The following is a 22,768-nucleotide window of genomic DNA, read 5'->3' on the forward strand; positions in this document are numbered from 1 at the left end:
TTCAGGGCCGAACAACGAACGCTCACGTCTCCGTCCGGTACATCAGATCCGTCTCGTACGTGGTGAACCCCAACCTCTCGTACACCGACACCGCCGCCTTGTTGTCGGCGTCGACATACAGCATCGCCGTGGGCAACCCCTGCCCCGCGAGATGCCGCAGGCCGATCGTGGTGAGGGCCTTGCCGAGGCCGCCGCCCTGCACCCCGGGTGCGACGCCGAGGACGTACACCTCGCCGAGCTGCTCCTCGGCGTGGACCTTCGTCCAGTGGAAGCCGATGAGCTGCTCACCGCGGAAGGCGAGGAAGAAGCCGGCGGGGTCGAACCAGGGCTGGGCCTTGCGGTCGTCGAGGTCGCGCTGGGTGAGGGAGCCCTGTTCGGGGTGGTGGGCGAAGGAGGCGGCGTTGACGGCGAGCCACGCGGTGTCGTCCTGGCCGGGCACGAAGGTGCGGACGGTGACGCCCTCGGGCAGCCCCGGCTCGGGCAGCTCCAGGTCGGTCAGGGTCCGCCGCATCTGGCGCAGTTCGCGGAACAGCGACAGGCCCAGCACCTGGGCGAGGTGCCGGGCGGCGGAGTGCCCGCCGTGGGCCCACACGCGAAGTCGCTTGCCGGAGGCGGCGAGGAGGGCGGAGCCGAGCGCCCGCCCGTGCCCGTGACCGCGGTGGGAGGGGTGGACGACCAGTTCGGCGGCGGGCGCCTCGACCGGATCGGTGTCCTCCAGTTGGGCGTAGCCGACGAGTTCGTCGCCAAGGGTGAGGACGAGGTGGGAGACGCCCTCGCGGGCGCCTCCGCGCAGCTGCAGCCGGCCCTGTTCGGACACCGCCTGCTGGCCGTCCGTCCGGGCGGCCTCCGCGAGCAGGTCGAGGACGGCCTCGACCTGTTCGGGGGTGAGCTCGGAGTGGGTCTCGATGGATCGGGAGCCGGGGATCCGTGCGGTGTCGTCGCTGGTCATGCGTACGAGGGTAAGGGGAGGGCGCCGCAAAGTGGGCGCACAGGAGGGGGCAAAGGAGAGGGCAAAGGGAAACCAGGATGTAACCCTGAACCCCCTGTCGCGCTACGCGCGTTGACTCTAGGCTGCGCCCGAACGGGGCCACTTACCTGCCACTTACCTCAGTCGATTCACAGGGGGGCGCATGCCAGCCACATCCCAGCCGAACCCCGGCCGCAGACGTCGTACGTACCGTCTGCTCGCGACCGCTGCCACGCTCGCCACCGTCGGCGCCCTGGCCGCCGCCCTCCCGGCGGACGCCCACGACGGCAGGCACGGCAAGCCGCTGCCGAGCCGCTACCAGGACGTGCAGCTGCTGTCCTTCAACGACCTGCACGGCAACCTGGAGCCCCCGTCGGGTTCCTCCGGCCGGGTCACCGAACTGCAGCCGGACGGCACGACGAAGACGATCGACGCGGGCGGTGTCGAGTACCTCGCGACCCATCTGCGCGAGGCGCGCAAGGGCAACCCGTACTCGATCACCGCGGCCGGCGGTGACATGGTCGGCGCGTCCCCGCTGATCTCGGGCCTGTTCCACGACGAGCCCACCATCGAGGCGCTGAACAAGCTCGACCTGGATGTCACGAGCGTCGGCAACCACGAGTTCGACGAGGGGGCCAAGGAGCTGGCCCGCCTGCAGAACGGCGGCTGCCACCCGACGGCCGGCTGCTACACCGACAAGAAGTTCCAGGGCGCCGACTTCCCGTACCTGGCGGCGAACGTCCTGGACGAGAAGACGAACAAGCCGATCCTGAGGCCGTACTACGTCTGGAAGAAGAAGGACGTCAAGATCGGCTTCATCGGTGTGACGCTGGAGGACACTCCCGGTGTCGTCTCCGCCGAGGGCGTCAAGGGCCTGAAGTTCAAGGACGAGGTCGAGACGATCAACAAGTACGCCAAGGTGCTGCAGAAGCAGGGCGTGAAGTCGATCGTGGCGCTCATCCACGAGGGCGGCCTCCCGGCCTCGGGCGCGTACAACTACAACTGCGACTCCCCGGGCGCGGGCGCCGGCATCTCCGGCCCGATCGTCGACATCGCGAAGAACATCACGCCGGCGGTGGACGCGCTGGTGACGGGCCACACGCACGCCGCTTACGCCTGCACGATCCCGGACCCGTCGGGCAAGCCGCGCACGGTGACCTCGGCCGCGTCCTTCGGCCGTCTGTACACGGACACCACGCTGACGTACGACCGTTTCACCGGCGACATCGCCCGCACGGCGGTCAAGTCGGCGAACCACGTGGTCACCCGGACCGTCGCCAAGGCGCCCGACATGACCGAGCTGATCACCAAGTGGAACACGCTGGCGGCGCCGGTCGGCAACCGCGCGATCGGCTACATATCCGCGGACGTTCCCAACACGGGCACCGAGTCCCCGATGGGCGACCTGATCGCGGACGCCCAGCTCTGGTACGGCCGTGAGCTCGACCCGGAGACGGACCTCGCGCTGATGAACCCGGGAGGCGTCCGGGCCGGCCTCACCTACGCGGCCAAGGGCAGTGAGGGCGACGGCGTGGTCACCTACGCCGAGGGCTTCACCGTGCAGCCGTTCTCCAACACGGTGAACCTGCAGAACTTCACCGGCGCCCAGCTGATCCAGGTACTCAAGGAGCAGGTGAGCGGCACGAACGCGAGCGCGCCGAAGATCCTCCAGCCGTCCGCCAACCTGACGTACACGCTGGATCTGACGAAGAGCGGCGCCGACCGCGTCGTCACGGACTCCATCCGGCTGAACGGCGCGGCGATCGACCCGGCCGCGACCTACCGCGTCTCGACGAACAGCTTCCTCGCGGGCGGCGGCGACGGCTTCACCACCCTGGGCCAGGGCACGAACGACCTCGTCGGCACCGACGACCTGACGGCCCTGCAGCAGTACCTCACGGCGAGCTCCTCGGCCACGGCCCCGATCGCCCCGCCGGTCGCGAACCGGATCACGATCGTCGGCTAGCCGAACCGCGCTTGTTCCGGGGCAGACCCGCGGCAGCCGTGCAGGAGATCTGCCCGGCTGCCGCAACTCGCCTGCCGCGATGCGTCCGCCCACTACGATGCCGGGATCGGCCGCGCACAGGGCCGAAGGGGGAGGACGAGATGGAGATCGGGCTTGCGGACGCCCTGAAGGCGCTCCGGGACGAGCTGGCCGAGGCGATGCGGGAGTCTGCCGGGCACCCTGTCCGGCTGCAGGTGGAGACGGTCAACCTCGACCTCCAAGTGGCCGTCACCCAGGCCGAGGAGGGCGGCGGCGGGGTCAAGTTCTGGGTCGTGTCGGCCGACGGGAAGGCCTCGCAGACCATCAGCGCCACCCACACGGTGTCGCTCCAGCTGAAGGCCGAGACGGCCGACGGCGGACGGGTGCTCACCGGACTCGGCGAGGCGGACGCCGTACTGCTCGCAGACTGACGGCGATGAGCAGGGCCGATCGCGTCGTCCAGGTCGTCGCCACCGGTTCGGACGGTCGGCGTCGTGCCGTGGCGTCGGGGTTGCTGCTGGTGGGCGATCTGGCGATCACCGCGTCTCACGCGGTGCGAGACCCGGCCGCGCGCTACGAGGTACGGACCGCGCGATCCGCCGGACGCACAGCGGTTCGCCGGGTGGTGGCCCATGCGGGGCGGGACATCGCCCTGCTGGCGCTGGACGCGGACCGCGCCTCACTCCCGCCGATCGGGTTCGCGGACCTGCCCCACGACCTGGGGCGGATCGACGTGCACGCGGTCGGCTTCCCGTGGTTCACGCTGGAAGGGGGCCGGCCGCGCGGCCACCAGATGGACGGCACGATCCAACTCGGGTCGGACCGCACTGATCATCAGCTACAGGTGTCAGTCGCCACCAGCGACCCTCCGCCGCGGGGACCGCAGCAGTCGCCGTGGGCCGGATACTCGGGCGCGGGCATCCTCACCGTCCATGAAGGACTGCTGGCCGGGGTCGTCACCAGTCACCGGCCCACCGGCGACCGCAGAAACCTCACCGGTACGGACCTGTGCGACCTGCGGGACCCGGACTTCGTCGCGCTGCTGAGCGAGCACGGCCTCGAGCCGACGCCCCTCCCCGTGCGGCAGGCGACCGCCGGCACCCCCGCGATGACCGAGCCCGCGCACTGGATCCCGCCTGCCGTCCGCAGGGTGCTGCGCCGGCAGCTGAACGCCGCGGACGAACTCCCCTACCGCTTCCGTCAGGACCGAAGGCCCCGCCGACTGACCGACGTCCATGTCCGGCAGGTCCTCGACAGCCCGGCGGAACCACCCCAGGAGGGCGCGGAGCCCTCGAGGAACGGCGGAGCCGGCACCGTACCGGGTGGGCACACGCCACGGGCCGGGCGTTCGCGGCGGCTGGAGGACGTCCTGGACGAGGCGCTCGCCCCCGACGACGGCGGGCATCTGGTCGTCGTGGCCGGGCCAGGGGAGGGGAAGTCCACGCTCCTGCACAGGTGCTGTCTCGATCTGGGGCGCGCGGCCCTCGCGGCGCCGGCCGCGGCCGGAGGGCTGGTTCCCCTGCTGGTCACGGCCCCCGCGCTGGCTGAGTTCGAAGACTTGCTGGACAACGCGGTGGCCACGGCCACCGGCCTGGGTACGCAGGACGGCACCCTGCCGCGGCTGCCGCCGGGGGCCACCTGGCTCGTGCTGATCGACGCCCTGGACGAGGTGCCCCTCGACCGCCGCAACCGGCTGATCCATCGCCTCACCGACCACGCCCGCGAGGGGGCCGCCTCCGCGTCGACGCCCCTGCGGATACTGCTCACCACGCGCCGCGACCCAGAGGCCGTCAAGGCGTTCGAGGAGTCCGGCTTCCACCAGTACCTCCTCGCCCCCTTCACCCGGCAGCGGCTGCAGCAGTTCGCCCACGCCTGGTTCAAGGACGCGGGCTGCAAGGACGCGGGCTGCAACGACTCGGGTTGCCAGGACTCGGGCCGCCCGGAAGGCGCGGCGCGCTTCCTCGCGCAGGTGGACGCGGCCGGACTGGGCGATCTCCTGCGCAACCCGCTGCTCGCGACCGTCACGGCCCTCGTCTTCGAGAGCGCGCCCGCGTCACCGCTTCCCGACAACCGCTGGGCTCTGTACGAGCAGTGCCGCGTCCAGCTGCTGGCCGCCAAACGCGACCAGACGGACGACCGCTGGCGCCGGCTGACCCTGTCCGCCGAAGGGATCCACCGCGGGCCCGCAGCCGTGGCCCACCTGAGGGCCCACCTGGAAGAGCTGGTACGCCACCTCGCCCACGCCCAGGTCGCCACGGGCGCGCAGGACCTTCTCCGGGAGGCCCTGCGCTGGTGGGAGGAGACGGCCACCGACGACATGGGCCGCCGCTTCGGCGCGGTCCCACCGCTGGACGGCTGGCGCAACGTCGTGCTCGACGCCCTTCTCGCCACGGGTCTGCTGGTACGAGAGGGGGATGGCGTACGGGAGGGGGGCGGCGTCGCGTTCCTGCACACGACCTTCGCCGAGCATCTGGCGGCGGAGAAGCTGGTCGCGGGGCTTCCGCAGGACTTCGACCTCGGGCGCGAGGAGTGGCGGGCGGCGCTGCTGGCCGCGTCGGGGCTCACGGAGCATCCGCTGCGGGATCTGTATGTCGCCGCGCTGGTCCACTACTGCCACCGGTATCGCGCGGGTGGGCGGGAGTTGCTGGATCGGCTGTTGGAGGAGGGGCACGGGAACCAGATGCTGGCGGGGGAGCTGCTGGCGGAGGGGTGTCCGGCGGAGGACGGGCACTACCGGAGGTTCCTCGGGACTTCCGAGGTGCGCCGCCCGCGCGCCTTCGCCCCCACCTGGCAGCTGCTGGCCCGCATCCGGCATCCCGAGGTGACGGAGTATCTGGCCGAGACGGCACAGCGGTCCGGCGACTGGCGCCGGGTGGCGGCCGGCCGGGCCCTGATCGGCCACGATCCGGCGAGCGCGGCGCGGATTCTGGCGGCGGCCTCCCTGGACCGGCAGATGGATTCCGAACTGGTGAAGGCGGCCAGGGTGCTGGCCGACTCGCATCCCGAGCACGAGACGGAGGCAGCGGCCCTCCTGCTGAGAGCCGTCTGCGATCGGCGCTCCGCCGACTACGTGCGGCGGGAGGCGGCCGAGGCCCTCCTCGGGCTCGGGGAGGAGCATGCGCACGAGGCCGCGATCCGGCTCGGCCGGATCGCGGCCGACCCCTTGAAGGACGGCCACGAGCGTCTGTCCGCCGTGGGTGCGCTGGCCGAACTCGGCGAGCCGTACCGGCCGATGGCGGCGAGCGCACTGCGAGACCTGGTGGCCGTCCCGCTGACGGCGGCGTACCTCCGGCGGAACGCTGCCTGGCTCATGGCCTCGCTCGGCAGGGCATACGTCGGGGAGGCCGCCGACGTCCTGAAAGCCATGGCAGCCGACTCGACCGCCGATCTCTACCGGGACCGGATCCGAGCCGCGATGGAGCTGACCCACCTCGGCTCCGAGGCCGCCGACACGGCCGCCGCGGCGAGTCGCGCGATCATGGACGACGCGACCCTGGACTCCGGTAACCGCGCGTATGCCGGGCAGTATCTGGCGCGGCTCGGCGGGGCCTACGCACAGGAGGCGCGGCGCCGGGCCCAGGACATACTCGAAGCCCGCGACAGCAGCAGGGACGCCCGCAGAAACGCGAAGGCGATCCTGGACTGGGCGCCCCGGGAGACACCGGCCGAGGAGGTGGAGGCCTGGCGAGAGGTGCTGAGGACTGGCGGGGCCTTTCCCGCGGTCCGGCTGCGCGCCGGGATCCGGATGGCCGCGTACGGCGGCTCCGCGGCGGACGAGGCGGTGGATGCCCTGTGCGGCGTCCTGACCGATCCGCGCAGCCACGCATACGAACGGGCCAGGGCCGCGGCGGAGTTGCGAGCACTGGGCGCACCACACCTGGAGAGGGCGGCCGCGGTTCTCCGGAGCACGCTCCGAGGTGCGAAGGGGGGCCGGAACCTGTCTGTCGCCGCGGCTCGCGCGTTGGTCGTCCTCAGTGAACCCGTCCCGCTCGACGCGACACTGCTGCGAGCGCTGATCCTCGACGCGGAGGCCGAGCCGCAGGGCTCGGGACCGGTGATCGAGGCGCTGCGCGGGACCCGCGGCGGTGCGCGTGAGACCGTCCTGGCCTGGATGTGCCGGAGCCTGATGGACCCCGCGGTGGGAGCCAAGGGCCGGCGGGCGGTCGCCGCGACGCTTCACGCGCTCGGTGAGGCCTGGGTGGATCAGGTCGCCGCGGCACTGCGCGCCGACACCGGACCGCGCGCCGACAGCGGGCGGCCGGGATGGAGCACGGCGCGCGGCCTGTTGGCACTCGGCGGCGGCCATGTGCCCACGGAACCAGAGATCCTGTGCCGGCTTGCCCGCGACCCCGCGGCGGAAGAGAGAGGCTCCTGGCCGCCCGTGCCCTGCTCTGCGTCGGCACAGAGCACGTCAACGAGGCCACCCGGGCTCTGCGCGCTGTCGCCACGGCACGCAGGACCGACGCACGAGACCGTCATACCGCGGCGCAGTCGCTCCACGAGCTGGGAGCTGAGCACTGGTCGACCGCCGCCAAGGCTGTGCTGAGGAGCATTCCCCCTCGGGAGGCTGCCCAGCTGTCCACGTGGGCAGCTGCCGTCTACACCTGCTCCGAGAGTGCGGCAGGCCTTCGCGACGCCTTCGGAGGCCTGTTCCTGTCCTCCCAGGACCGCATCAGGTTGGCCGTACACACGGCGAGGATGGGCGAGAGTCACAAGCCGGCCGCCGCACGAATGCTGCGGCGCGTCATCGGACGCGGCGGGACGTCCGCCATCGTTCGCAGGGAGGCGGCGGACGTGCTGGCCGGCTTCGGCGACTCCTACGCCCACCAGGCGGTGGCGGCATTTCGGGCCGCGTGCAGCGGCCCGACGACGGATCCTGCCGCCCACCTGGAGCTGGCCCTGTTCCTGACAGGTTTCGCGGACCTGTACCGGCCACTGGCCGTCGAACATCTCGTGACCGTCGTCGCCAACAGGTGGTCCGCCGACGCCGACCGCGGCAGGGCCACCTCGGCGTTGATCGGTCTCGGCGAGGAGTTCCGTCAGACGGCCGTCGACGCCCTCCGCACGGTGGTCGACGGTGACGACTTCAGCACTGCGGCGAAGCAGAGCGCGGAGCGACTCCTCGCCTTCATATGGCCTGTGTGAGTACGCGGTTGGTTCCCGAATCCGCCTGGAAACTCGTCTGGACACCGGAACCCACGACGAACTGATGACCCGCTGCCCCGCCTACACCCGCCTGGCCGAACCGTGGTCGAGGACGGGGCGGGAGGCGAGTACGGTCTCGTAGACCTCGAGACGGAGCAGCGGGCAGGGGGATGTCAGGAAGCCGTGGGGGTCCAGTCGCCCAGCCAGTCCGCGACCTCCTGGCCGGTGGCCTGGGAGTCGGTCAGCTGGGGGCGGTCGCCGCTCGCGGCCCCGGCCCCGGCGCCGGTGTTCTTGTACTCGGCGAAGCGGTCGTCCTTCCAGGAGAAGCCGCCCATGTCGGACCAGGGGGTGGTCTTGATCGCGGCGCTGAGGGAGGTGTTGCGGACGGTGGCCTGCGGGTCGAGGCTCGCGTCGCCGCCCGCGTGCCAGTTGCGGCCGAGGTAGAAGCTGCGGTCGGACACGTCACCGCTCACCGTGGAGTTGGCGATCAGGATGCCCTTGCGGTTCGCGGCCGTGCTGGGGGCCGTGACATAGCCGGCCGAGGTGCCGTTCCAGCGCTTCTTCAGGGTGATGACGGACTTGTCGATCACCGCGGTGGCGCGGCCGAAGATGAAGTCGGTGTTGCCGACGACGTAGGAGTTGGTGATGTAGACACGGCCCAGCCTGTCCTTGGACGCGGTGTCCACCAGCAGGGTGTCCTGGTCGCCGCTGACGATGACGCCGTCGAGGAAGATCCGGTCGGCGGAGGTGCGCAGGGCCACCGCCTGCTGGGCGATGTCCTGGTGGGCGGCCTCGTCGAAGTCGTTGGAGATGGTCAGGTTGCGGGCCTGGAAGTCGTCCGCGTCGACGGCCACGGTGGCGCTGCCGCCGGTGCCGTACGTGCCCCCGCCGGGCTTCGGCGTACCCGACGCGTTGTTGTAGACGATCGTGGTGTCCTTGCGGCTGCCGCCGGTGCCCTGGATGGTGACGTGCGGCTTGTTCGCCGGGACCTTGACCAGCTCGCGGTACGTTCCCGGCTTGACGGCGATCACGACGCGCGAGGGGTTGTTCGCCGGTACGGCGTTCACGGCGGCCTGCACGGTCGAGTACTGCCCGCTGCCGTCCTTGGCGACGGTGAGGGTGGTGACGGCGGCGGCCTTCGGCGTCGTGGTCGTGGGGGTCGTCGTGGTGGCGGTCGCCGTGCCGATCGAACTGCGCGGTCCGGCACCCGACTTGAGAAGCGCGGGCACGTCCGCGGCCTTGTCGAGGGTGTAGCCGTAGTACGTCTTCGGGTCCCAGGCCGCGCCGCTGCCGCCGCTCTCGTTCTTCCCGCTGGTCCCGGAGAACACGTTGCCGCGCTGGACGAGGGTGGCGGTGGCGTCCCGGACGACGGGGTTGGTCATGCCCTGGAAGTAGGAGTTCTCCAGGACCATGTTCGTCTTGCCGCGCGAGTAGTTGCCGTAGGACGACTTGATGTCCGTCCCCGCCACGTCCTCCAGGAAGTTGTTGTACAGGTGCGCGTGGGCGACGTTGTCCGTGGAGGGGTTGCGCTGCTCGGTCTCGCGGATCCAGTTGTGGTGGATCGTGATGTCGGCGGTGACGTTGTCGGTCCAGCCGATGCCGAACGCCTTGTTCTCCTGGCTCAGCTTGTTCCAGGAGACGGTCAGATAGGTGGTGTCCTTGCGGCTGTCGATGAGGCCGTCGGCCATGTGGCGGATGTCGTTGTGGTCGATCCAGACGTGGTGCGCGCCGTCCATCTGGATGCCGTCGTAGTCGTGTTCCTTGTCGTTCCAGGTGCCCTGGTACGCATCCCGGATGGTCAGGTTCCGGATGATGACGTTGTGGACGCCCTGCCCGAGGAAGAAGCCGCCGGCGACGATCTGCCCGGACGTTCCGGACCCGACGATCGTCTTGTTCGACTGGACCTTGATCTCCTTCCCGACCGGGTTCATGTTGATCGTGGCCGCCACGACGATGACGTACGGCTCACTGGCGGTCGCGTACTTCTCGAGATCGGCGAGGGTCTTCACGGTGACGGTCTTGCCGTCCCGGCCACCGTAAGTGCCGTTCTGGCCCAGCGCGTTGACGGAGGCGAAGCCGTCGGCGGTGGCGGTCGCCCAGGCGGGCGCGGCGGCGGTCGCGGCCGAGGCGTTCGCCTGCGCGTCCGCACCGAACAGCCCGAGGTCCGTGCCGTAGGCGAGGGTGCCGGCGGCGGTGAGGGCGAGGGGGACGCCGACGGCCAGAGCCCTCCTGCTTCTCCGGTGCCGGGGCTTGGCCGTCGACTTGGCCGACTCGGTCGACTCGGGCGACTTGCGGCGGTGGTCGCTCATGGGGGGTGCCTTCCGTGCGGGGCGGGGGACTCGATCCGCTGCACAGTCGCCGCACGTTGAAGAAAGGTTGCCCAACTCAGGGAAAGTATCGGGGGGATGGGCGCGCCCCCCGCCGCGCCCGCGCTGTCACGTGCCGCCGTCGTCCCCTCGCACCCGCCCTCGCTCGCATCCGCCCCGGCTGACCGCGATCCGCAGTACGTCTCCCAGGGACTCGATGGCCCTGGTCAACGCGAAGCGCACGGCCGGTTCCCCCGCCCCGCAGTCGGCCAGCACGGCTCTGGCACCGCCGAGTACGTGTTCCGCAGAGGCGAGTTGAGCGGTTTCGACGTTGTCGGCGAGGAGGGAGAGACGGCTGTGGTCGTTGTCGGTGTCGAGGTAGCAGGGCTTGCCGTCGAGGCTGGTCCAGGGCAGGAGCCGGAGGCCGCTCACGCGGAGGCCTCCTCTTCCCTGCGCCTCTCGAGCTCGTAGAGCTCTTGCACCCTTTCGAAGCTGAGGAGATGCGGGATCCGTGGGGGCCGCGCGTCGACCGGGGCCGTCGGCAGCAGCTCCTGGCTGGGTGGTTCGGGCCGGACGTCATGGTGCGGGTGCGGGTGCGGGTGCGGGTGCCGGGTGGGCAGCAGGATTCGCGCAAGTGTGCGCAGTAGCGACTCGCGAAAACCCGCGATACGTTCCCTCATGCTGGCGGTCCTTCTGAGTACGTCGGCCACGCCCCCGGGTCGAATGCAGTCGGCCGCGGGGGTTTCTGTCGTCTGTCGTGGCTGGCCTGACGAGCGGTGATTACCGTTCGTGCCCTGATCGTCACAGGTGCGACGTACTCTGCGGAAGAGGTTCGGTGTTGCCTGGAGCGCCAGGCAACGGGGAGGGGTGACGTGGCCGAAGTGGTTGACGGAGAACGGGAGTCGGGCCGGGCCGTACTGGGCCGAACACTGAAGTTCCTCCGCGAGAAGGCCGGCAAGTCGCTGGGCCAGCTGGCCGACGACACCGGCTACGACAAGAGCTATCTGAGCCGCCTGGAGTCGGGTGAGCGACTGTCCAAGGTGACCGTCATGGAGGACCTGGACGGGTACTTCGGCGCCGGTGACCTGCTGGTTCGGCACTGGCGCGCGGCGCGGCTGGATGCGTTCAGGGACCAGTACAAGGAGTACATGAAGCGGGAGTCGACGGCGCGGATCATGTGGCTGTTCACGCCAGGGGTGCCGGGGCTTCTTCAGACCGAGGATTTCGCGCGGGAGGTGTTGTCTGGGGCTCAGACAACACCTGGCGGCGACGAGGCTGTCGAGGAGCAGGTGGCGGCACGGCTCGGGCGGCAGTACCTCCTGGGGCAGAAGCCCCAGCCCGACGTCCGCGTCATCATGGACGAGTTCGCGCTTCGGCGTCCCGCGGCCCGGGGCAAGACCTGGCACGACCAGCTGCTGCATCTTGAAGCCGCTGCGACGTGGCCCAACGTGGCGTTGCAGGTACTCCCGTTCTCAGCGGGTGTCCACCACCATATGAATGGGTCGCTGACCCTGCTCTGGCAAGGAGACGGGAGTGCCGTTGCCTACAAGGAAGGCAACGGTTGCAGTCGGTTGATCGATGATCCGGACGAGGTTCTGCGGCAGCGCTTGTCCTACGATCGGCTCCGCGACCTGGCGCTGTCCCCGTCGGACTCGCTCGCGTTCATCAGGGACGTACTTGAGGAGCACGGACACCATGAAGACGCACACCCCTGATCTCAACACCGCCATGTGGCGCAAGTCGAGCTACAGCGAAGGGGGAGCCAACGACTGCGTCGAGATCGCCGACGGCTACCCCGGCATAGTCCCCGTCCGGGACAGCAAGACCCCGACGACCCGCCCGCTGGTCTTCTCGGGCCCGTCCTGGTCCCGGTTCGTGGCAGCGGTCAAGGGGGAGGCCGGTCTGCGCACATTCGGGTGACATATGCCGGAAGTGCTGATGTTCGAGCCGTCGCCGCCGACACGCTGGATCTCGTGACCACGACACGAACGACTGATCCACGGAGTGCGAGGCGGCTATGGTCGTAGACACAGAGTGTCGAAGGAGGACATCGAGCATGGTTGCCCACGCTGCGGAATCCGATTCGGCCGTCCCCTCCATGCCCGAGCGGACGCCGATGGCGCTGCGCAGGGCCATCGCTGAAGACGCCCCCGGCCTTCTCCCCGACTTCGACGCGCACTGGAAGCGGGCGATCGGTGACACCTACGACGTTGGTCCCGTGTCCGCGTTCCTGGCCCGCTGGTGGTGCGAATACGCAATTGCACGTGATCCGAAGCTCGACGCTCATGTGACCGAACTTCAGCACCGTGCGGCAGAGGCGACCGACATCGCTGAGGCGAAGGCTCTCCTAGAAGAGGTGGCGAAGATTCGCTACAGCGTGCGGGATTTGGAGCCCGGCGAGTGACCGACGAGTTCATGGGGCCGCCCTGGCAGATGGACTGGCGGCTCGATGCGCTCGCCAGCCGTGATGCACTGCCGGAGCATGTACGGAAGATGGTCGACGAAGTTCGCGCCGAGCTGGTCATCGCGAAGGACCCGTATTTCCGCGGGATCGACACCGATCGCGACCTGCCGGAGACCATGTACGTCGAGCCGGTACGGTCCAGCGATCCCAAGGGACCGCGCATCGTGTACTTCGACAACCACTATGGCTGGCTGGTCTATACCTTCGTTCCACGCTCTGCGGATCCGCAGATCCTGGTGATGGAGGTCTTCTGGCAGGTTTACGAACTTCCTAAGGAACCTCCGGCGGAGGGGTAGGAGCCCCCGGTAGTCGTACCGTCGCCACCGTGCCGCCGCCCTCCGCGCGGGCCAGGGTGATCTCGCCGCCCGCCTGCTGCACCGTCCGCGCGACGATCGACAGGCCCAGGCCCGAGCCCGGCAGGGCCCGCGCGCTGGGGCTGCGCCAGAAGCGGTCGAAGACGTGCGGTAGTTCCTCGGTGGGGATGCCGGGTCCGTGGTCGCGGACGGTCAGGATGCCGCTGCCGAGTTCCACCTCGATCGTGCCGCCCTCGGGGCTGAACTTCACGGCGTTGTCGAGGATGTTGACGACCGCCCGCTCCAGGGCGGAGGGCTCCGCCCGGACGTACCAGGGCTGTAGATCGGCGGTGATGGTGAGCTCCGGGCCGCGGAGCCGTGCCCGGCGCAGGGCGGACTCGACCGTGTCCTCCAGTGAGACCACCTGCACGCGTTCGCCGTGCTGGCCTTCCGAGCGGGAGAGTTCCTGCAGATCGCCTATGAGGGCCGCCAGCTCCGTCATCTGCGCCTTCACGGAGGCGAGCAGCGCCTTGCGGTCCGCCTCGGGGAGCGGCCGGCCGGTCTCCTCGCTGCGGGTGAGGAGCTCGATGTTGGTACGCAGGGAAGTGAGGGGCGTGCGGAGCTCGTGCCCGGCGTCCGCGATCAACTGCTGTTGCAGCTCGCGGGAGTTGGCGAGGGAGGCGGTCATCGAGTTGAAGGACCGGGAGAGCCGGGCCACCTCGTCTTCGCTGTCGTCCTCGACGGGGATGCGGACGCTCAGGTCTTCGGTGCGGGCGACGTGCTCCACGGCTTCCGTGAGCTTGTCGACCGGTCGGAGACCCGCACGGGCGACTGCCAGACCGGCGGCTCCCGCGCCGAGGACTCCGATACCGGAAACGAGGAGAAGGATGAGGGCCAGGTCGTTGAGGGTCGACTCGGTGCCCTTCAGAGGGACGGCGACCATGACTGCCCCGTAGGACTGCTCCCCGGTCGTGGTGTTCTCGAGGGTGACCGGCGTGGTCATCACGCGTACGGAATTGCCGTTCCCGTCGGTACCGTTGCGGATGAGGGACTTGCCGCTGCTTGCGTTCCTGATCACATCCTTGTCGGCCTGGGTGACCTTGATCGAGCCCTCGGAGTCCTGGATGACACAAGGGGTTCCGTCGGCTGGGACCACCTGGGTGTAGAGGTCGTTCCGGAACGGGTTGTTGCTCGGCCGTGGAGTCTGGGTGCAGTTGGCGAGCGCGTTCTGCATCTGGGCGAACTGCCCCGGCCCCTTCATCCTCGACTGCGTCAGATCCTCGTCCACCTGGTCGTACAGCTTCCCCTGCACGATGAACCAGCACGTCACCGAAACCGCCGCCACCGCGAACGCCACAGCGGCAGCGACCAGCATCGACAGCCGGGCCCGAATGGGGAGGGTCCGCAGCCGTCGTAGGACCTTGTTCACTCCGCGCCGCCCTGTCGCAGGACATAACCCACGCCCCGCACGGTGTGCACGAGACGCGGCTCACCTCCCGCTTCCGTCTTTCGGCGCAGGTACATCACGTACACGTCCAGCGAGTTGGACGACGGCTCGAAGTCGAAGCCCCAGACCGCCTTCAGGATCTGCTCCCGGGTGAGGACCTGGCGCGGGTGTGCCATGAACATCTCCAGGAGGGTGAACTCCGTGCGGGTCAGTTCGACCGCGCGCCCGCCCCGCGTCACTTCCCGCGTCGCGAGGTCCATGCGCAGGTCGCCGAAGGTGAGGGCCTCGTCCTCCTCGACCGCGACCCCGCCGGCCGCCGCCGCGTAGGAGCTGCGGCGGAGCAACGCACGCACCCGGGCGAACAGCTCGTCCAGTTCGAACGGCTTGACCAGGTAGTCGTCCGCGCCGGCGTCCAGTCCCGTGACGCGGTCGCCGACGGTGTCGCGGGCCGTCAGCATCAGGATGGGGGTGGTGTCGCCCGCGCCGCGGATGCGGCGGGCCGCGGTGAGGCCGTCCATGCGGGGCATCTGGATGTCGAGGACCACCAGGTCGGGCCGGTAGGCCGCGGCCTTCTCCAGCGCGTCCGCTCCGTCCACGGCGACCTCCGTGTCGTAGCCCTCGAAGGCGAGGCTGCGCTGGAGTGCTTCGCGCACCGCCGGCTCGTCGTCGACGATCAGGATGCGCTGGGTGTCACGGTCGCCTTCGGCGGGGCTCATGGGCGTGGATTCCTCGGGTGCGGTGGGACGACGGGAGGCTGGACCTGCTGATCGTGCCTGAGTGTCCTCAGCCTCGCACGCTTCCCCGTGGGCGCGTAGAGAGCGGGTCGGGGTGGGGTCAGCCGCGCAGTGACGCGAGCCGGTTCAGCTGAACCTTGCGCAGGTGCGGGCGGGCGGCCGTGGTGCGCAGGCCCATCAGCTGCGGGACCGTGGGGATCGTGAGCTGCGGGACCGCCACCTCCGGCGCGCGGGTCGGCGCGACCGGCGGGTGCAGCTCGTACGCCACGTCGAGGGCCAGGCCGAGGTCGGCCGCACCGAAACCGGTCACCGTGTGCGAAACCTGCTTGATCTGCTGGATCTGCTGGATCTGCTGGATCATGACGTACTCCCTGACTGGGTGGTGGGTTCTCAGCTGTCGGAGCCCTTGTCAGCTGTCGGAGCCGCCGGCCCGCAGCGTGGCGAGGTCGGCCTTGACGGTGTTGATCGGGATGGCGAAGCCGAGGCCGACGCTGCCGGCGTCGGAGGAGGACGAGTCGGCCGCGGCGGAGTACATCGCGGAGTTGATGCCGATGATGTTGCCGCCCGCGTCGATGAGCGCGCCGCCCGAGTTGCCGGGGTTGAGGGAGGCGTCCGTCTGGAGGGCCTTGTACGTCGTCGTGGACGTGCCCGTGTCGCCGTTGAACTGCTGGCCGCCGAACTGGAACGGCCAGTTGCCGTCCCCGCCGCCCTGCTGCTGGCCCTGGCTCTCGTCGGTCGAGACGGTCACGTCACGGCTCAGCGCGGAGATGATGCCGCTGGTGACGGTGCCGGTCAGGCCCTCGGGGGAGCCGATCGCCACGACCGTGTCCCCGACCTTGACGCCGTCGGAGTTGCCGAGGGTCGCCGCCTTCAGGCCGGCGGCGTTCTCCAGCTTGATCAGCGCGAGGTCCTTCTTGCTGTCGGTGCCGACGACCTTCGCGGTGTACGACTTGCCGTCGCTGGTCGTCACCTTGATCGAGTTCGCGCCCGAGATGACGTGGTTGTTGGTGACGACCTCGCCGCCGCTGGTGATGATCACACCGGAGCCGGTGGACGTCCCGTTGCTGAGCGTGGCGCTGACCTCGACGACGCTCGGGCTGACCGCCGCCGCGATGGTCGCCACGTCACCCGTCTTGCTGGAGGGCACCACGTTGGTGGTGGTGGACGAGGAGACCACCTCGTCCTTGCCGGTCAGCTCCTGGATGCCGTAGGCCGTGCCGCCGCCTATCGCCGCCGCGACGATCGCCACGGCGGCGAGCAGCGCGAGCGGACCGCGGGTGCGCTTCTTGCGGGGGCCGGGTTCGGCGGCGACCGGAATCTGGTGACCGGTTCCGCCGTGGCCGCCGTAGCCGCCATGGCCGCTGTAGCCGTCGTGGTTGCCGTAGCCGCCGTGACCGTCGCCCCCGGCGGGCTGGTGAGCCGGCGGAGGCGGCCACTCCGGGTTCACCGGAGAAGCGTTCGCGCCCTCGTACGGGGCCTGGTACGGGTTCTCGAAGTTCTCGTACTCGCCGCTGCGGCGGATGCTCTCGGTCATGGAAGAAGCTTCCCGCTCAACCATGAGAGGTTCCTGAGCGCTCCCTGAGAACGCCGCCAGAACCTCGTTCGTCCGAAATAAAGACGGCTCCGCGCGTCTGCGCAGCGCTCTCAGACAAGCCTCATAAAGCCTGCCCACAGGCCGCCGGAGGCTACTGACAGCCGCAGGACCGGCGGATCACCAGCCGCGACGGGAACACCTTCAGCCGCTCGCGCCGCGAGCCCACGACCCGCAGCCCGTCGTCCAGGACGAGGTCGACCGCCGCGCGGGCCATCGCCGGGCGGTCCGATGCGATCGTTGTCATCGGCGGGTCCGCGAGGCCCGCTTCCTTGATGTCGTCGAAGCCGATGACCGCCAGCTCGCCCGGCACGTCGATGCGCAGTTCGCGCGCCGCGCGCAGCATGCCGATCGCCTGGTCGTCGGTGGAGCAGAAGATCGCGGGCGGCCGCTGGGGGCCGGCGAGGATCTTCAGGGCGACCTGGTAGGCGTCGTAGCGGTTGTACGGCGCCTCGAAGAGGCGGCCCTCCGTGCTCAGCCCGGCCTCGTCCATCGCGCGCCGCCAGCCCTCGACGTGGTCGGAGACGGGGTCGCCGACCGAGGGGGTCTCGGCGGTGCCGCCGACACAGGCCACGTAGGGGTGGCCGTGCTCCAGGAGGTGGCGGACGGCGAGCTGGGCGCCGCCCAGGTCGTCGGTGACGACGGCGACGTCGTCGATCGCCTCGGGGCGTTCGTGCAGCAGCACCACCCGGGCGTCCCACGCGTCGATTTCGGCGGCCGCCTGGTCGTTCAGCGCGTGGCTGACGAGAATGAGGCCCGAGACGCGCATGCCGAGGAACGCCCGCAGATAGTGGACCTCGCGCTCGGCGACGTAGTCGGTGTTGCCGACCAGCACCATCTTTCCGCGCTCGGAGGCGGCCTGCTCGACCGCGTGCGCCATCTCGCCGAAGAACGGCTGACGGGCGTCGGGGATGATCAGGCCTATGAGGTCGGTGCGCCGGGAGGCCATCGCCTGGGCGACCCGGTCGGGCCGGTACCCCAGCTCCTTGATGGCGGCGAGGACACGCTCGCGCGTGGCCGGGGCGACCGGCCGGGGTCCGTTGTTGATGACATAGCTGACGACGGCGGTGGAAGTCCCCGCCAGTCGCGCCACATCATCCCGAGTCACCTTGGCCACGCGCGGAGTCTACGCGGATGGACCCGCCCTGGGCAGGGCGTACGGAAGCTTCCTGTGCGGGAGCAATGCCCTTTCAGAGCGGGTGCTCGGGCTTACCGGCAGGTACTACGCCTCCGCCGAGACCTCTTCGGCGTCCAGGGCGGCCGCGTTGTCCGAATCCTCCGTGTTTGACCGCTCCGGCCGCTCCGTCTTGGCCTTGGCCTCGTCCGTGGCCCGCTCCCCCTTCTCAGGGGTAACGAATCGATAACCCACGTTCCGCACGGTCCCGATCAGCGACTCGTGCTCCGGGCCGAGCTTCGCGCGCAGCCGTCGTACGTGGACGTCGACCGTGCGGGTGCCGCCGAAGTAGTCGTAGCCCCAGACCTCCTGGAGCAGCTGTGCACGGGTGAACACCCGGCCCGGGTGCTGGGCGAGGTACTTCAGCAGCTCGAACTCCTTGAAGGTGAGGTCGAGGACCCGCCCCTTCAGTTTCGCGCTGTACGTCGCCTCGTCGACCGACAGGTCGCCGTTGCGGATCTCCATCGGGGAGTCGTCGTTGACGATCTGCTGGCGGCCCATGGCCAGCCGCAGTCGCGCCTCGACCTCGGCCGGGCCGGCGGTGTCGAGGAGGACGTCGTCGATGCCCCAGTCGGCGGTGACGGCGGCGAGGCCGCCCTCGGTGACGACGAGGATGAGTGGACAGCCGGGGCCCGTGGAGCGCAGCAGCTGGCAAAGGCTGCGGACCTGGGGCAGGTCACGGCGTCCGTCGATGAGGATGACGTCGGCGCCTGGGGTGTCGACGAGAGCGGGGCCCTCCGCCGGGGCCACTCGCACGTTGTGCAGGAGCAGGCCGAGAGCGGGGAGCACCTCCGTCGACGGCTGGAGGGCGTTGGTCAGGAGCAGCAGAGAACTCATACGTCTGGTTCCTCCTCGGTCCCTGCGAGGACGTGGGCACTGCGGCACTGCACTGGGTCTGCGCTGCGTTCCCGGGGGGCCGTACACCCGCGTCCACCTGGCGTTTCCCGCCCGGTCGCCGCTTTGTATACAACGCTTCCGAAAGCACAAAAGGACCCGGGGGCTACGCTGCCCGAGTCCTCTGTCCAGCAGAATAGCCCACATGAGCAGCAGTCCGGCAGGTCATGTGGCACGTTCCACCGTTCGTCCGAATGCCGAGACGGGCACGCACACCCCATTGCGGACGTTTCTGCCCACCGGCGACGGGATTTCCATCGATTCCGTATACGAACCGGGTGAGGTCGTATACGACACCTCCGCGCCATCTGCCGGTCACGCCGCGTTCGTGATCGCCCACGGGTTCACGGGGGACGTGGACCGCCCGCATGTGCGGCGCGTCGCGTCCGCCTTCGCCCGGCACGGGGCCGTCGTCACCTTCTCCTTCCGCGGGCACGGCCGCTCCGGCGGGCACTCCACCGTCGGCGACCGCGAGGTGCTCGACCTCGACGCCGCCGTGCGGTGGGCGCGCTCGCTCGGGCACGCGCGCGTGGCGACCGTCGGCTTCTCGATGGGCGGCTCGGTGGTCCTGCGGCACGCGGCACTGCACGCGGGGACGGTGGACGCCGTCGTCTCCGTGAGCTCCCCCGCCCGCTGGTACTACCGCGGCACGGCCCCCATGCGACGGCTGCACTGGCTGGTCACCCGCCCCGAGGGCCGTCTGGTCGGCCGCTACGGCTTCCGCACCCGTATCCACCACCGCGACTGGGACCCCATACCGCTCTCTCCGGTCGAGGCGGTTCCGAAGATCGCCCCCACCCCTTTGCTGATCGTGCACGGCGACCAGGACGGCTACTTCCCGCTCGACCACCCCCGGATGCTCGCCGAGGCCGCCGGTGACCACGGCGAACTGTGGCTGGAGCCCGGCATGGGCCACGCCGAGCACGCGGCCGACGACGGCCTGCTGGCCCGGATCGGGGACTGGGCGCTCACGCGGGCGGGCTAGCCTGACCGTGTACACAGCCGATCGACAAAGGAACGAGATGCCCAAGGTCACGGTGCGCTACTGGGCGGCCGCCAAAGCCGCGGCCGGGGTCGCCGAGGAGCCGCTGGACGCGGACACCCTCGCCGAGGCCCTCGACGCCGCGCGTGCGCGACACCCCGGCGAACTCGTGCGTGTCCTGCAGCGATGCTCGTTCCTCGTCGACGGTGACCCCGTGGGCACCCGCGAACATGAGACGGTACGGCTGGCCGACGGCGGCACGGTCGAGGTGCTCCCGCCGTTCGCAGGAGGGTGACGATGACCGACCAGCAGCCGTACCAGCCGTATCAGCCACATCAGGGGCACCAGCCGCATCAGGGCCACCAGCAGCATCAGGGGCACCAGCCACAACAGGGCTACCAGGACTACCAGGACTACCAGGGCTACGACCAGCCGGAGTGGCCCGGGCAGCAGCAGGCACAGGCACAGGCACAGGCGCAGGCACAGGGCTACGACGACCCGGACCCGCAGGCCCACCTCCAGTACACGCAGCAGTGGCAGGGCCAGACCTGGGAGACGAGCGTCCAGCCGCCGGTCACCGCGGCCGACCCGGCCCGGACGGCCTACGGCGCCCCGCAGTCCGCGTACGGCGACTACGCCGACGGCTACGCGCCCGACGGCAACTGGCAGCAGCAGGCACCCCTCCAGGCACAGCAACCGTCCCCCTACACACCACCGGCACCGGCACCCGTCCAGGCACCGGCACCCGTCCAGGCACAGGCACAGGCACAGGCACCCATGCAGACACCCGCGCCCGCGACCGGAGACACCGCCGCGACCTACGGTCCCGCCACCCTCGCCGGCAACGCCCGCATCACCGACGCCCAGCGGGCCCGTCTGGAGGGCCGTTCGCCGGTCATCGAGCCGGGGATGCAGCCCGCGGCGCTCACCGCGCTCCTCGGACTGCTTCTCTCCGGCACGGCGCAGATCGGCTCGTACGCGCTCCTCGTCCCGCTCGTCGTCCTCCAGGCCGTCACGGCGGCGGGCTGGTTCCGGCTGAACGGCATGTGGCCGGCCCGGCAGGGCATCGCGCTGGCCTTCCTGGGCGCGCTGGTCTCGGATGTCGCGCTCCTCGCGGCGGGCCGGGAGAACGCGCCCGCCGCGATCCTCGGCTCCCTCGGCGTCTGGGTGCTGCTCTGTCTCGTCCTCCAGCTGCGCTCGCACGCCGACCCCGACGAGCGCATGTACGGCCTGATGGCGACCGTCGCCTCCTCCGCGCTCGCCATCCTCGCCACCGGGCACCTCGGCGCGGAGCCGGACGCGGTGACGGTCGGCGCTGCCGCGGTCGCCGTCGCCGTACTGGCCCGGGCGCTGCCGCTGCCCACCCCGGCCTCCGTCGTCGTGGCCCTGCTCGCCGCGGCGGGCGCGGGCATCGCGGTGGGCGAGATGACCGGGCTGGGCGCCAAGGGCGCGCTGCTCGGCGCGGGCGCGGCGGCCTGCGCGCTCATCGGCCACCGGGTCGCGAGCTACGACTACCCCTCCCGCTTCGTCCACTTCACGGCGGGCGTGGCCCTGCCGCTGGCCGCCGCGGCGCCGGCGGTGTACGTGCTGGGGCGCGCGCTGGCATAGGGAAGCAAGAGGCGGTAAGGGTCTGTCACAGGTGATCGACAATTCGGCGGAGGCCCTTCCGCGGCGGGTTACCTTGAACCCTCGTCAGTGAGTCAGTGATGTCAGGGTGTCAGGGGGAACCACCGCATGCGTGCGCTTCGAATACTGCTGGTCGTCGTCGTGATTCTGGGCGGCCTGTTCGTGCTCGCGGACCGGCTGGCCGTGAACTTCGCGGAGGGCGAGGTGGCCGACAAGCTGAAGGCCAACGAGGGCCTCGCCACCACCCCGGACGTGTCCATCAAGGGCTTCCCGTTCCTCACCCAGGTCGTCGGCGGCTCGCTGGACGACGTCGAGGTCGGCATCAAGGACTACGAGGCGGCCACCGGCACCAGCGCCCGGACGATCCGCATCGACGACCTCCAGGCCGACATGAAGGGCGTCGACTTCTCCGGCGACTACAGCTCCGCCACCGCGGCCAGCGCCACCGGCACCGCGTCCATCACCTACGCCGAGCTGCTGAAGACGGCGAAGTCCGAGCCGACGCAGGTGGTGCAGGGCGTCACCGCCAACGTCATCGGCCTCTCCGACGGCGGCAACGGCAAGATCAAGGTCGCCGTCGAGGCCACCGTCCTCGGCAGCAAGCTGCCGCAGCCCGTGTACGTCCTCAGCACGGTCACCGTCTCCGGCGACACCGTCCGGGTGCACGCCGACTCGCTGCCCAGCTTCGGCGGGGTCCAGGCCGCCGAGAACGAGGTTCGCTCGATCACCGACTTCGAGCAGAAGATCGACGACCTGCCCGGCGGGATCAAGCTCGACAAGGTCGTGGCCGCGAAGAACGGTGTGGAGATCTCGGTGAAGGGTTCGAACGTCAGGCTGGCCGGGTAGGACGCCCCTGGTGGACGGCAGGCGTCCGACAGGCGAGACGCTGCCGTCCGCACCGTAGCTGTGATGACGGATACAAGCGCCCGGGAGCCGCACACCGACGGCCCGGGCGCTTCTCCTGTCCCACTATCCGGACGATCGCATCTCACCATTCGGAGCACTGGTGACACGCCCGCCTGTCCGTCCCTACGATCGACGGCATGATGCAGCGACAGGCGGATCTCACGAAGCGGCGGGCAGTAGACCTGTGCCGCGTCGCCGCCATGCTCTGTCGCCCCTTCTGAGCGGAAGCGCCGCCGGCCTTCCGCGCCTCCCGGC

At 70.3% G+C, this 22,768-nt stretch carries 23 protein-coding genes; 13 read left to right on the forward strand and 10 right to left on the reverse strand.

Annotated elements, in window-relative coordinates; genetic code table 11:
- Positions 1-22: 22 nt before the first annotated feature.
- The gene (mshD, locus tag ACZ5SK_RS37390) at positions 23-949 is read right to left on the reverse strand and encodes a mycothiol synthase (RefSeq protein ID WP_334578852.1); all 927 of its coding nucleotides are present in this window, start codon (positions 947-949) and stop codon (positions 23-25) included.
- 181 nt (positions 950-1,130) lie between these two features.
- Between mshD and ACZ5SK_RS37395 the strand changes: the two genes are divergently transcribed.
- The 4 genes from ACZ5SK_RS37395 to ACZ5SK_RS37410 all read left to right on the forward strand — a co-directional run bounded on the left by ACZ5SK_RS37395 (position 1,131) and on the right by ACZ5SK_RS37410 (position 8,096).
- Entirely contained in the window at positions 1,131-2,933 is a 1,803-nt protein-coding gene (locus ACZ5SK_RS37395) for a bifunctional metallophosphatase/5'-nucleotidase (RefSeq protein WP_468418350.1), read from the forward strand.
- Between the two features lie 140 nt (positions 2,934-3,073).
- On the forward strand, positions 3,074-3,382 hold the full coding sequence (locus ACZ5SK_RS37400) for a trypco2 family protein (protein ID WP_334578854.1): 309 nt from the start codon (positions 3,074-3,076) through the stop codon (positions 3,380-3,382).
- A gap of 5 nt (positions 3,383-3,387) precedes the next feature.
- Positions 3,388-7,497, forward strand: coding sequence for a trypsin-like peptidase domain-containing protein (locus tag ACZ5SK_RS37405; RefSeq protein ID WP_468577101.1), 4,110 nt, complete (start codon positions 3,388-3,390; stop codon positions 7,495-7,497).
- Positions 7,498-7,649: 152 nt separating this feature from the next.
- Complete coding sequence (locus tag ACZ5SK_RS37410; RefSeq protein WP_468577102.1) at positions 7,650-8,096, forward strand: hypothetical protein; 447 nt, start codon at positions 7,650-7,652, stop codon at positions 8,094-8,096.
- 173 nt (positions 8,097-8,269) lie between these two features.
- On the opposite strand, the gene ACZ5SK_RS37415 is transcribed toward ACZ5SK_RS37410, so the two are convergent.
- The 3 genes from ACZ5SK_RS37415 to ACZ5SK_RS37425 form a co-directional block, all read right to left on the reverse strand.
- Entirely contained in the window at positions 8,270-10,405 is a 2,136-nt protein-coding gene (locus ACZ5SK_RS37415) for a pectinesterase family protein (protein WP_468577104.1), read from the reverse strand.
- Between the two features lie 126 nt (positions 10,406-10,531).
- Positions 10,532-10,834: a hypothetical protein gene (locus ACZ5SK_RS37420; RefSeq protein ID WP_334578857.1), complete on the reverse strand. Its 303-nt coding sequence runs from the start codon at positions 10,832-10,834 to the stop codon at positions 10,532-10,534.
- A complete protein-coding gene (locus tag ACZ5SK_RS37425) occupies positions 10,831-11,082 on the reverse strand; it encodes a hypothetical protein (RefSeq protein WP_468577105.1) in 252 nt (83 codons plus the stop codon). Before ACZ5SK_RS37425 ends, ACZ5SK_RS37420 begins: the two co-directional genes overlap by 4 nt.
- Positions 11,083-11,274: 192 nt before the next feature.
- On the opposite strand from ACZ5SK_RS37425, the gene ACZ5SK_RS37430 reads away from it, so the two are divergent.
- The 4 genes from ACZ5SK_RS37430 (at position 11,275) to ACZ5SK_RS37445 (ending at position 13,162) form a co-directional block, all read left to right on the forward strand.
- A complete protein-coding gene (locus tag ACZ5SK_RS37430; protein ID WP_334578859.1) occupies positions 11,275-12,117 on the forward strand; it encodes a helix-turn-helix domain-containing protein in 843 nt (280 codons plus the stop codon).
- Positions 12,098-12,322 carry a DUF397 domain-containing protein gene (locus ACZ5SK_RS37435; RefSeq protein WP_457495351.1) on the forward strand — a complete coding sequence of 75 codons (225 nt, stop codon included), beginning with the start codon at positions 12,098-12,100 and terminating at the stop codon, positions 12,320-12,322. Before ACZ5SK_RS37430 ends, ACZ5SK_RS37435 begins: the two co-directional genes overlap by 20 nt.
- A gap of 136 nt (positions 12,323-12,458) precedes the next feature.
- The gene (locus tag ACZ5SK_RS37440; protein ID WP_334578861.1) at positions 12,459-12,806 is read left to right on the forward strand and encodes a DUF6247 family protein; all 348 of its coding nucleotides are present in this window, start codon (positions 12,459-12,461) and stop codon (positions 12,804-12,806) included.
- On the forward strand, positions 12,803-13,162 hold the full coding sequence (locus ACZ5SK_RS37445) for a hypothetical protein (protein ID WP_334578862.1): 360 nt from the start codon (positions 12,803-12,805) through the stop codon (positions 13,160-13,162). The genes ACZ5SK_RS37440 and ACZ5SK_RS37445 overlap by 4 nt, the downstream gene beginning before the upstream one ends.
- On the opposite strand, the gene ACZ5SK_RS37450 is transcribed toward ACZ5SK_RS37445, so the two are convergent.
- The 6 genes from ACZ5SK_RS37450 to ACZ5SK_RS37475 all read right to left on the reverse strand — a co-directional run bounded on the left by ACZ5SK_RS37450 (position 13,137) and on the right by ACZ5SK_RS37475 (position 18,942).
- Positions 13,137-14,588: a HAMP domain-containing sensor histidine kinase gene (locus ACZ5SK_RS37450; protein WP_334578863.1), complete on the reverse strand. Its 1,452-nt coding sequence runs from the start codon at positions 14,586-14,588 to the stop codon at positions 13,137-13,139. The two genes, ACZ5SK_RS37445 and ACZ5SK_RS37450, sit on opposite strands and share 26 nt — an antisense overlap.
- Positions 14,585-15,322 (reverse strand): response regulator transcription factor, encoded by a 738-nt coding sequence (locus tag ACZ5SK_RS37455; protein ID WP_334578864.1) that lies wholly within the window; start codon positions 15,320-15,322, stop codon positions 14,585-14,587. The genes ACZ5SK_RS37450 and ACZ5SK_RS37455 overlap by 4 nt, the downstream gene beginning before the upstream one ends.
- A gap of 118 nt (positions 15,323-15,440) precedes the next feature.
- On the reverse strand, positions 15,441-15,701 hold the full coding sequence (locus ACZ5SK_RS37460) for a hypothetical protein (protein WP_334578865.1): 261 nt from the start codon (positions 15,699-15,701) through the stop codon (positions 15,441-15,443).
- 48 nt (positions 15,702-15,749) lie between these two features.
- Entirely contained in the window at positions 15,750-16,874 is a 1,125-nt protein-coding gene (locus tag ACZ5SK_RS37465; protein WP_334578866.1) for a S1C family serine protease, read from the reverse strand.
- Positions 16,875-17,025: 151 nt separating this feature from the next.
- Positions 17,026-18,048 carry a LacI family DNA-binding transcriptional regulator gene (locus ACZ5SK_RS37470; protein ID WP_079661410.1) on the reverse strand — a complete coding sequence of 341 codons (1,023 nt, stop codon included), beginning with the start codon at positions 18,046-18,048 and terminating at the stop codon, positions 17,026-17,028.
- Between the two features lie 105 nt (positions 18,049-18,153).
- The gene (locus ACZ5SK_RS37475) at positions 18,154-18,942 is read right to left on the reverse strand and encodes a response regulator transcription factor (protein ID WP_361702119.1); all 789 of its coding nucleotides are present in this window, start codon (positions 18,940-18,942) and stop codon (positions 18,154-18,156) included.
- Between the two features lie 202 nt (positions 18,943-19,144).
- Here ACZ5SK_RS37475 and ACZ5SK_RS37480 point away from each other — a divergent pair, with 202 nt between their 5' ends.
- From ACZ5SK_RS37480 to ACZ5SK_RS37500, 5 genes are all read left to right on the forward strand, one after another.
- Complete coding sequence (locus tag ACZ5SK_RS37480) at positions 19,145-19,984, forward strand: alpha/beta hydrolase (protein WP_468577109.1); 840 nt, start codon at positions 19,145-19,147, stop codon at positions 19,982-19,984.
- Between the two features lie 37 nt (positions 19,985-20,021).
- Positions 20,022-20,276: a MoaD/ThiS family protein gene (locus tag ACZ5SK_RS37485; protein WP_319340558.1), complete on the forward strand. Its 255-nt coding sequence runs from the start codon at positions 20,022-20,024 to the stop codon at positions 20,274-20,276.
- 2 nt (positions 20,277-20,278) lie between these two features.
- The gene (locus tag ACZ5SK_RS37490; RefSeq protein ID WP_334578868.1) at positions 20,279-21,589 is read left to right on the forward strand and encodes a hypothetical protein; all 1,311 of its coding nucleotides are present in this window, start codon (positions 20,279-20,281) and stop codon (positions 21,587-21,589) included.
- Positions 21,590-21,715: 126 nt separating this feature from the next.
- Positions 21,716-22,453 (forward strand): LmeA family phospholipid-binding protein, encoded by a 738-nt coding sequence (locus ACZ5SK_RS37495; RefSeq protein ID WP_334578869.1) that lies wholly within the window; start codon positions 21,716-21,718, stop codon positions 22,451-22,453.
- 200 nt (positions 22,454-22,653) lie between these two features.
- Positions 22,654-22,734: an Ms5788A family Cys-rich leader peptide gene (locus tag ACZ5SK_RS37500; RefSeq protein WP_351335063.1), complete on the forward strand. Its 81-nt coding sequence runs from the start codon at positions 22,654-22,656 to the stop codon at positions 22,732-22,734.
- Positions 22,735-22,768: the final 34 nt, after the last annotated feature.

This window comes from Streptomyces sp. NPDC031474 (assembly GCF_055581185.1).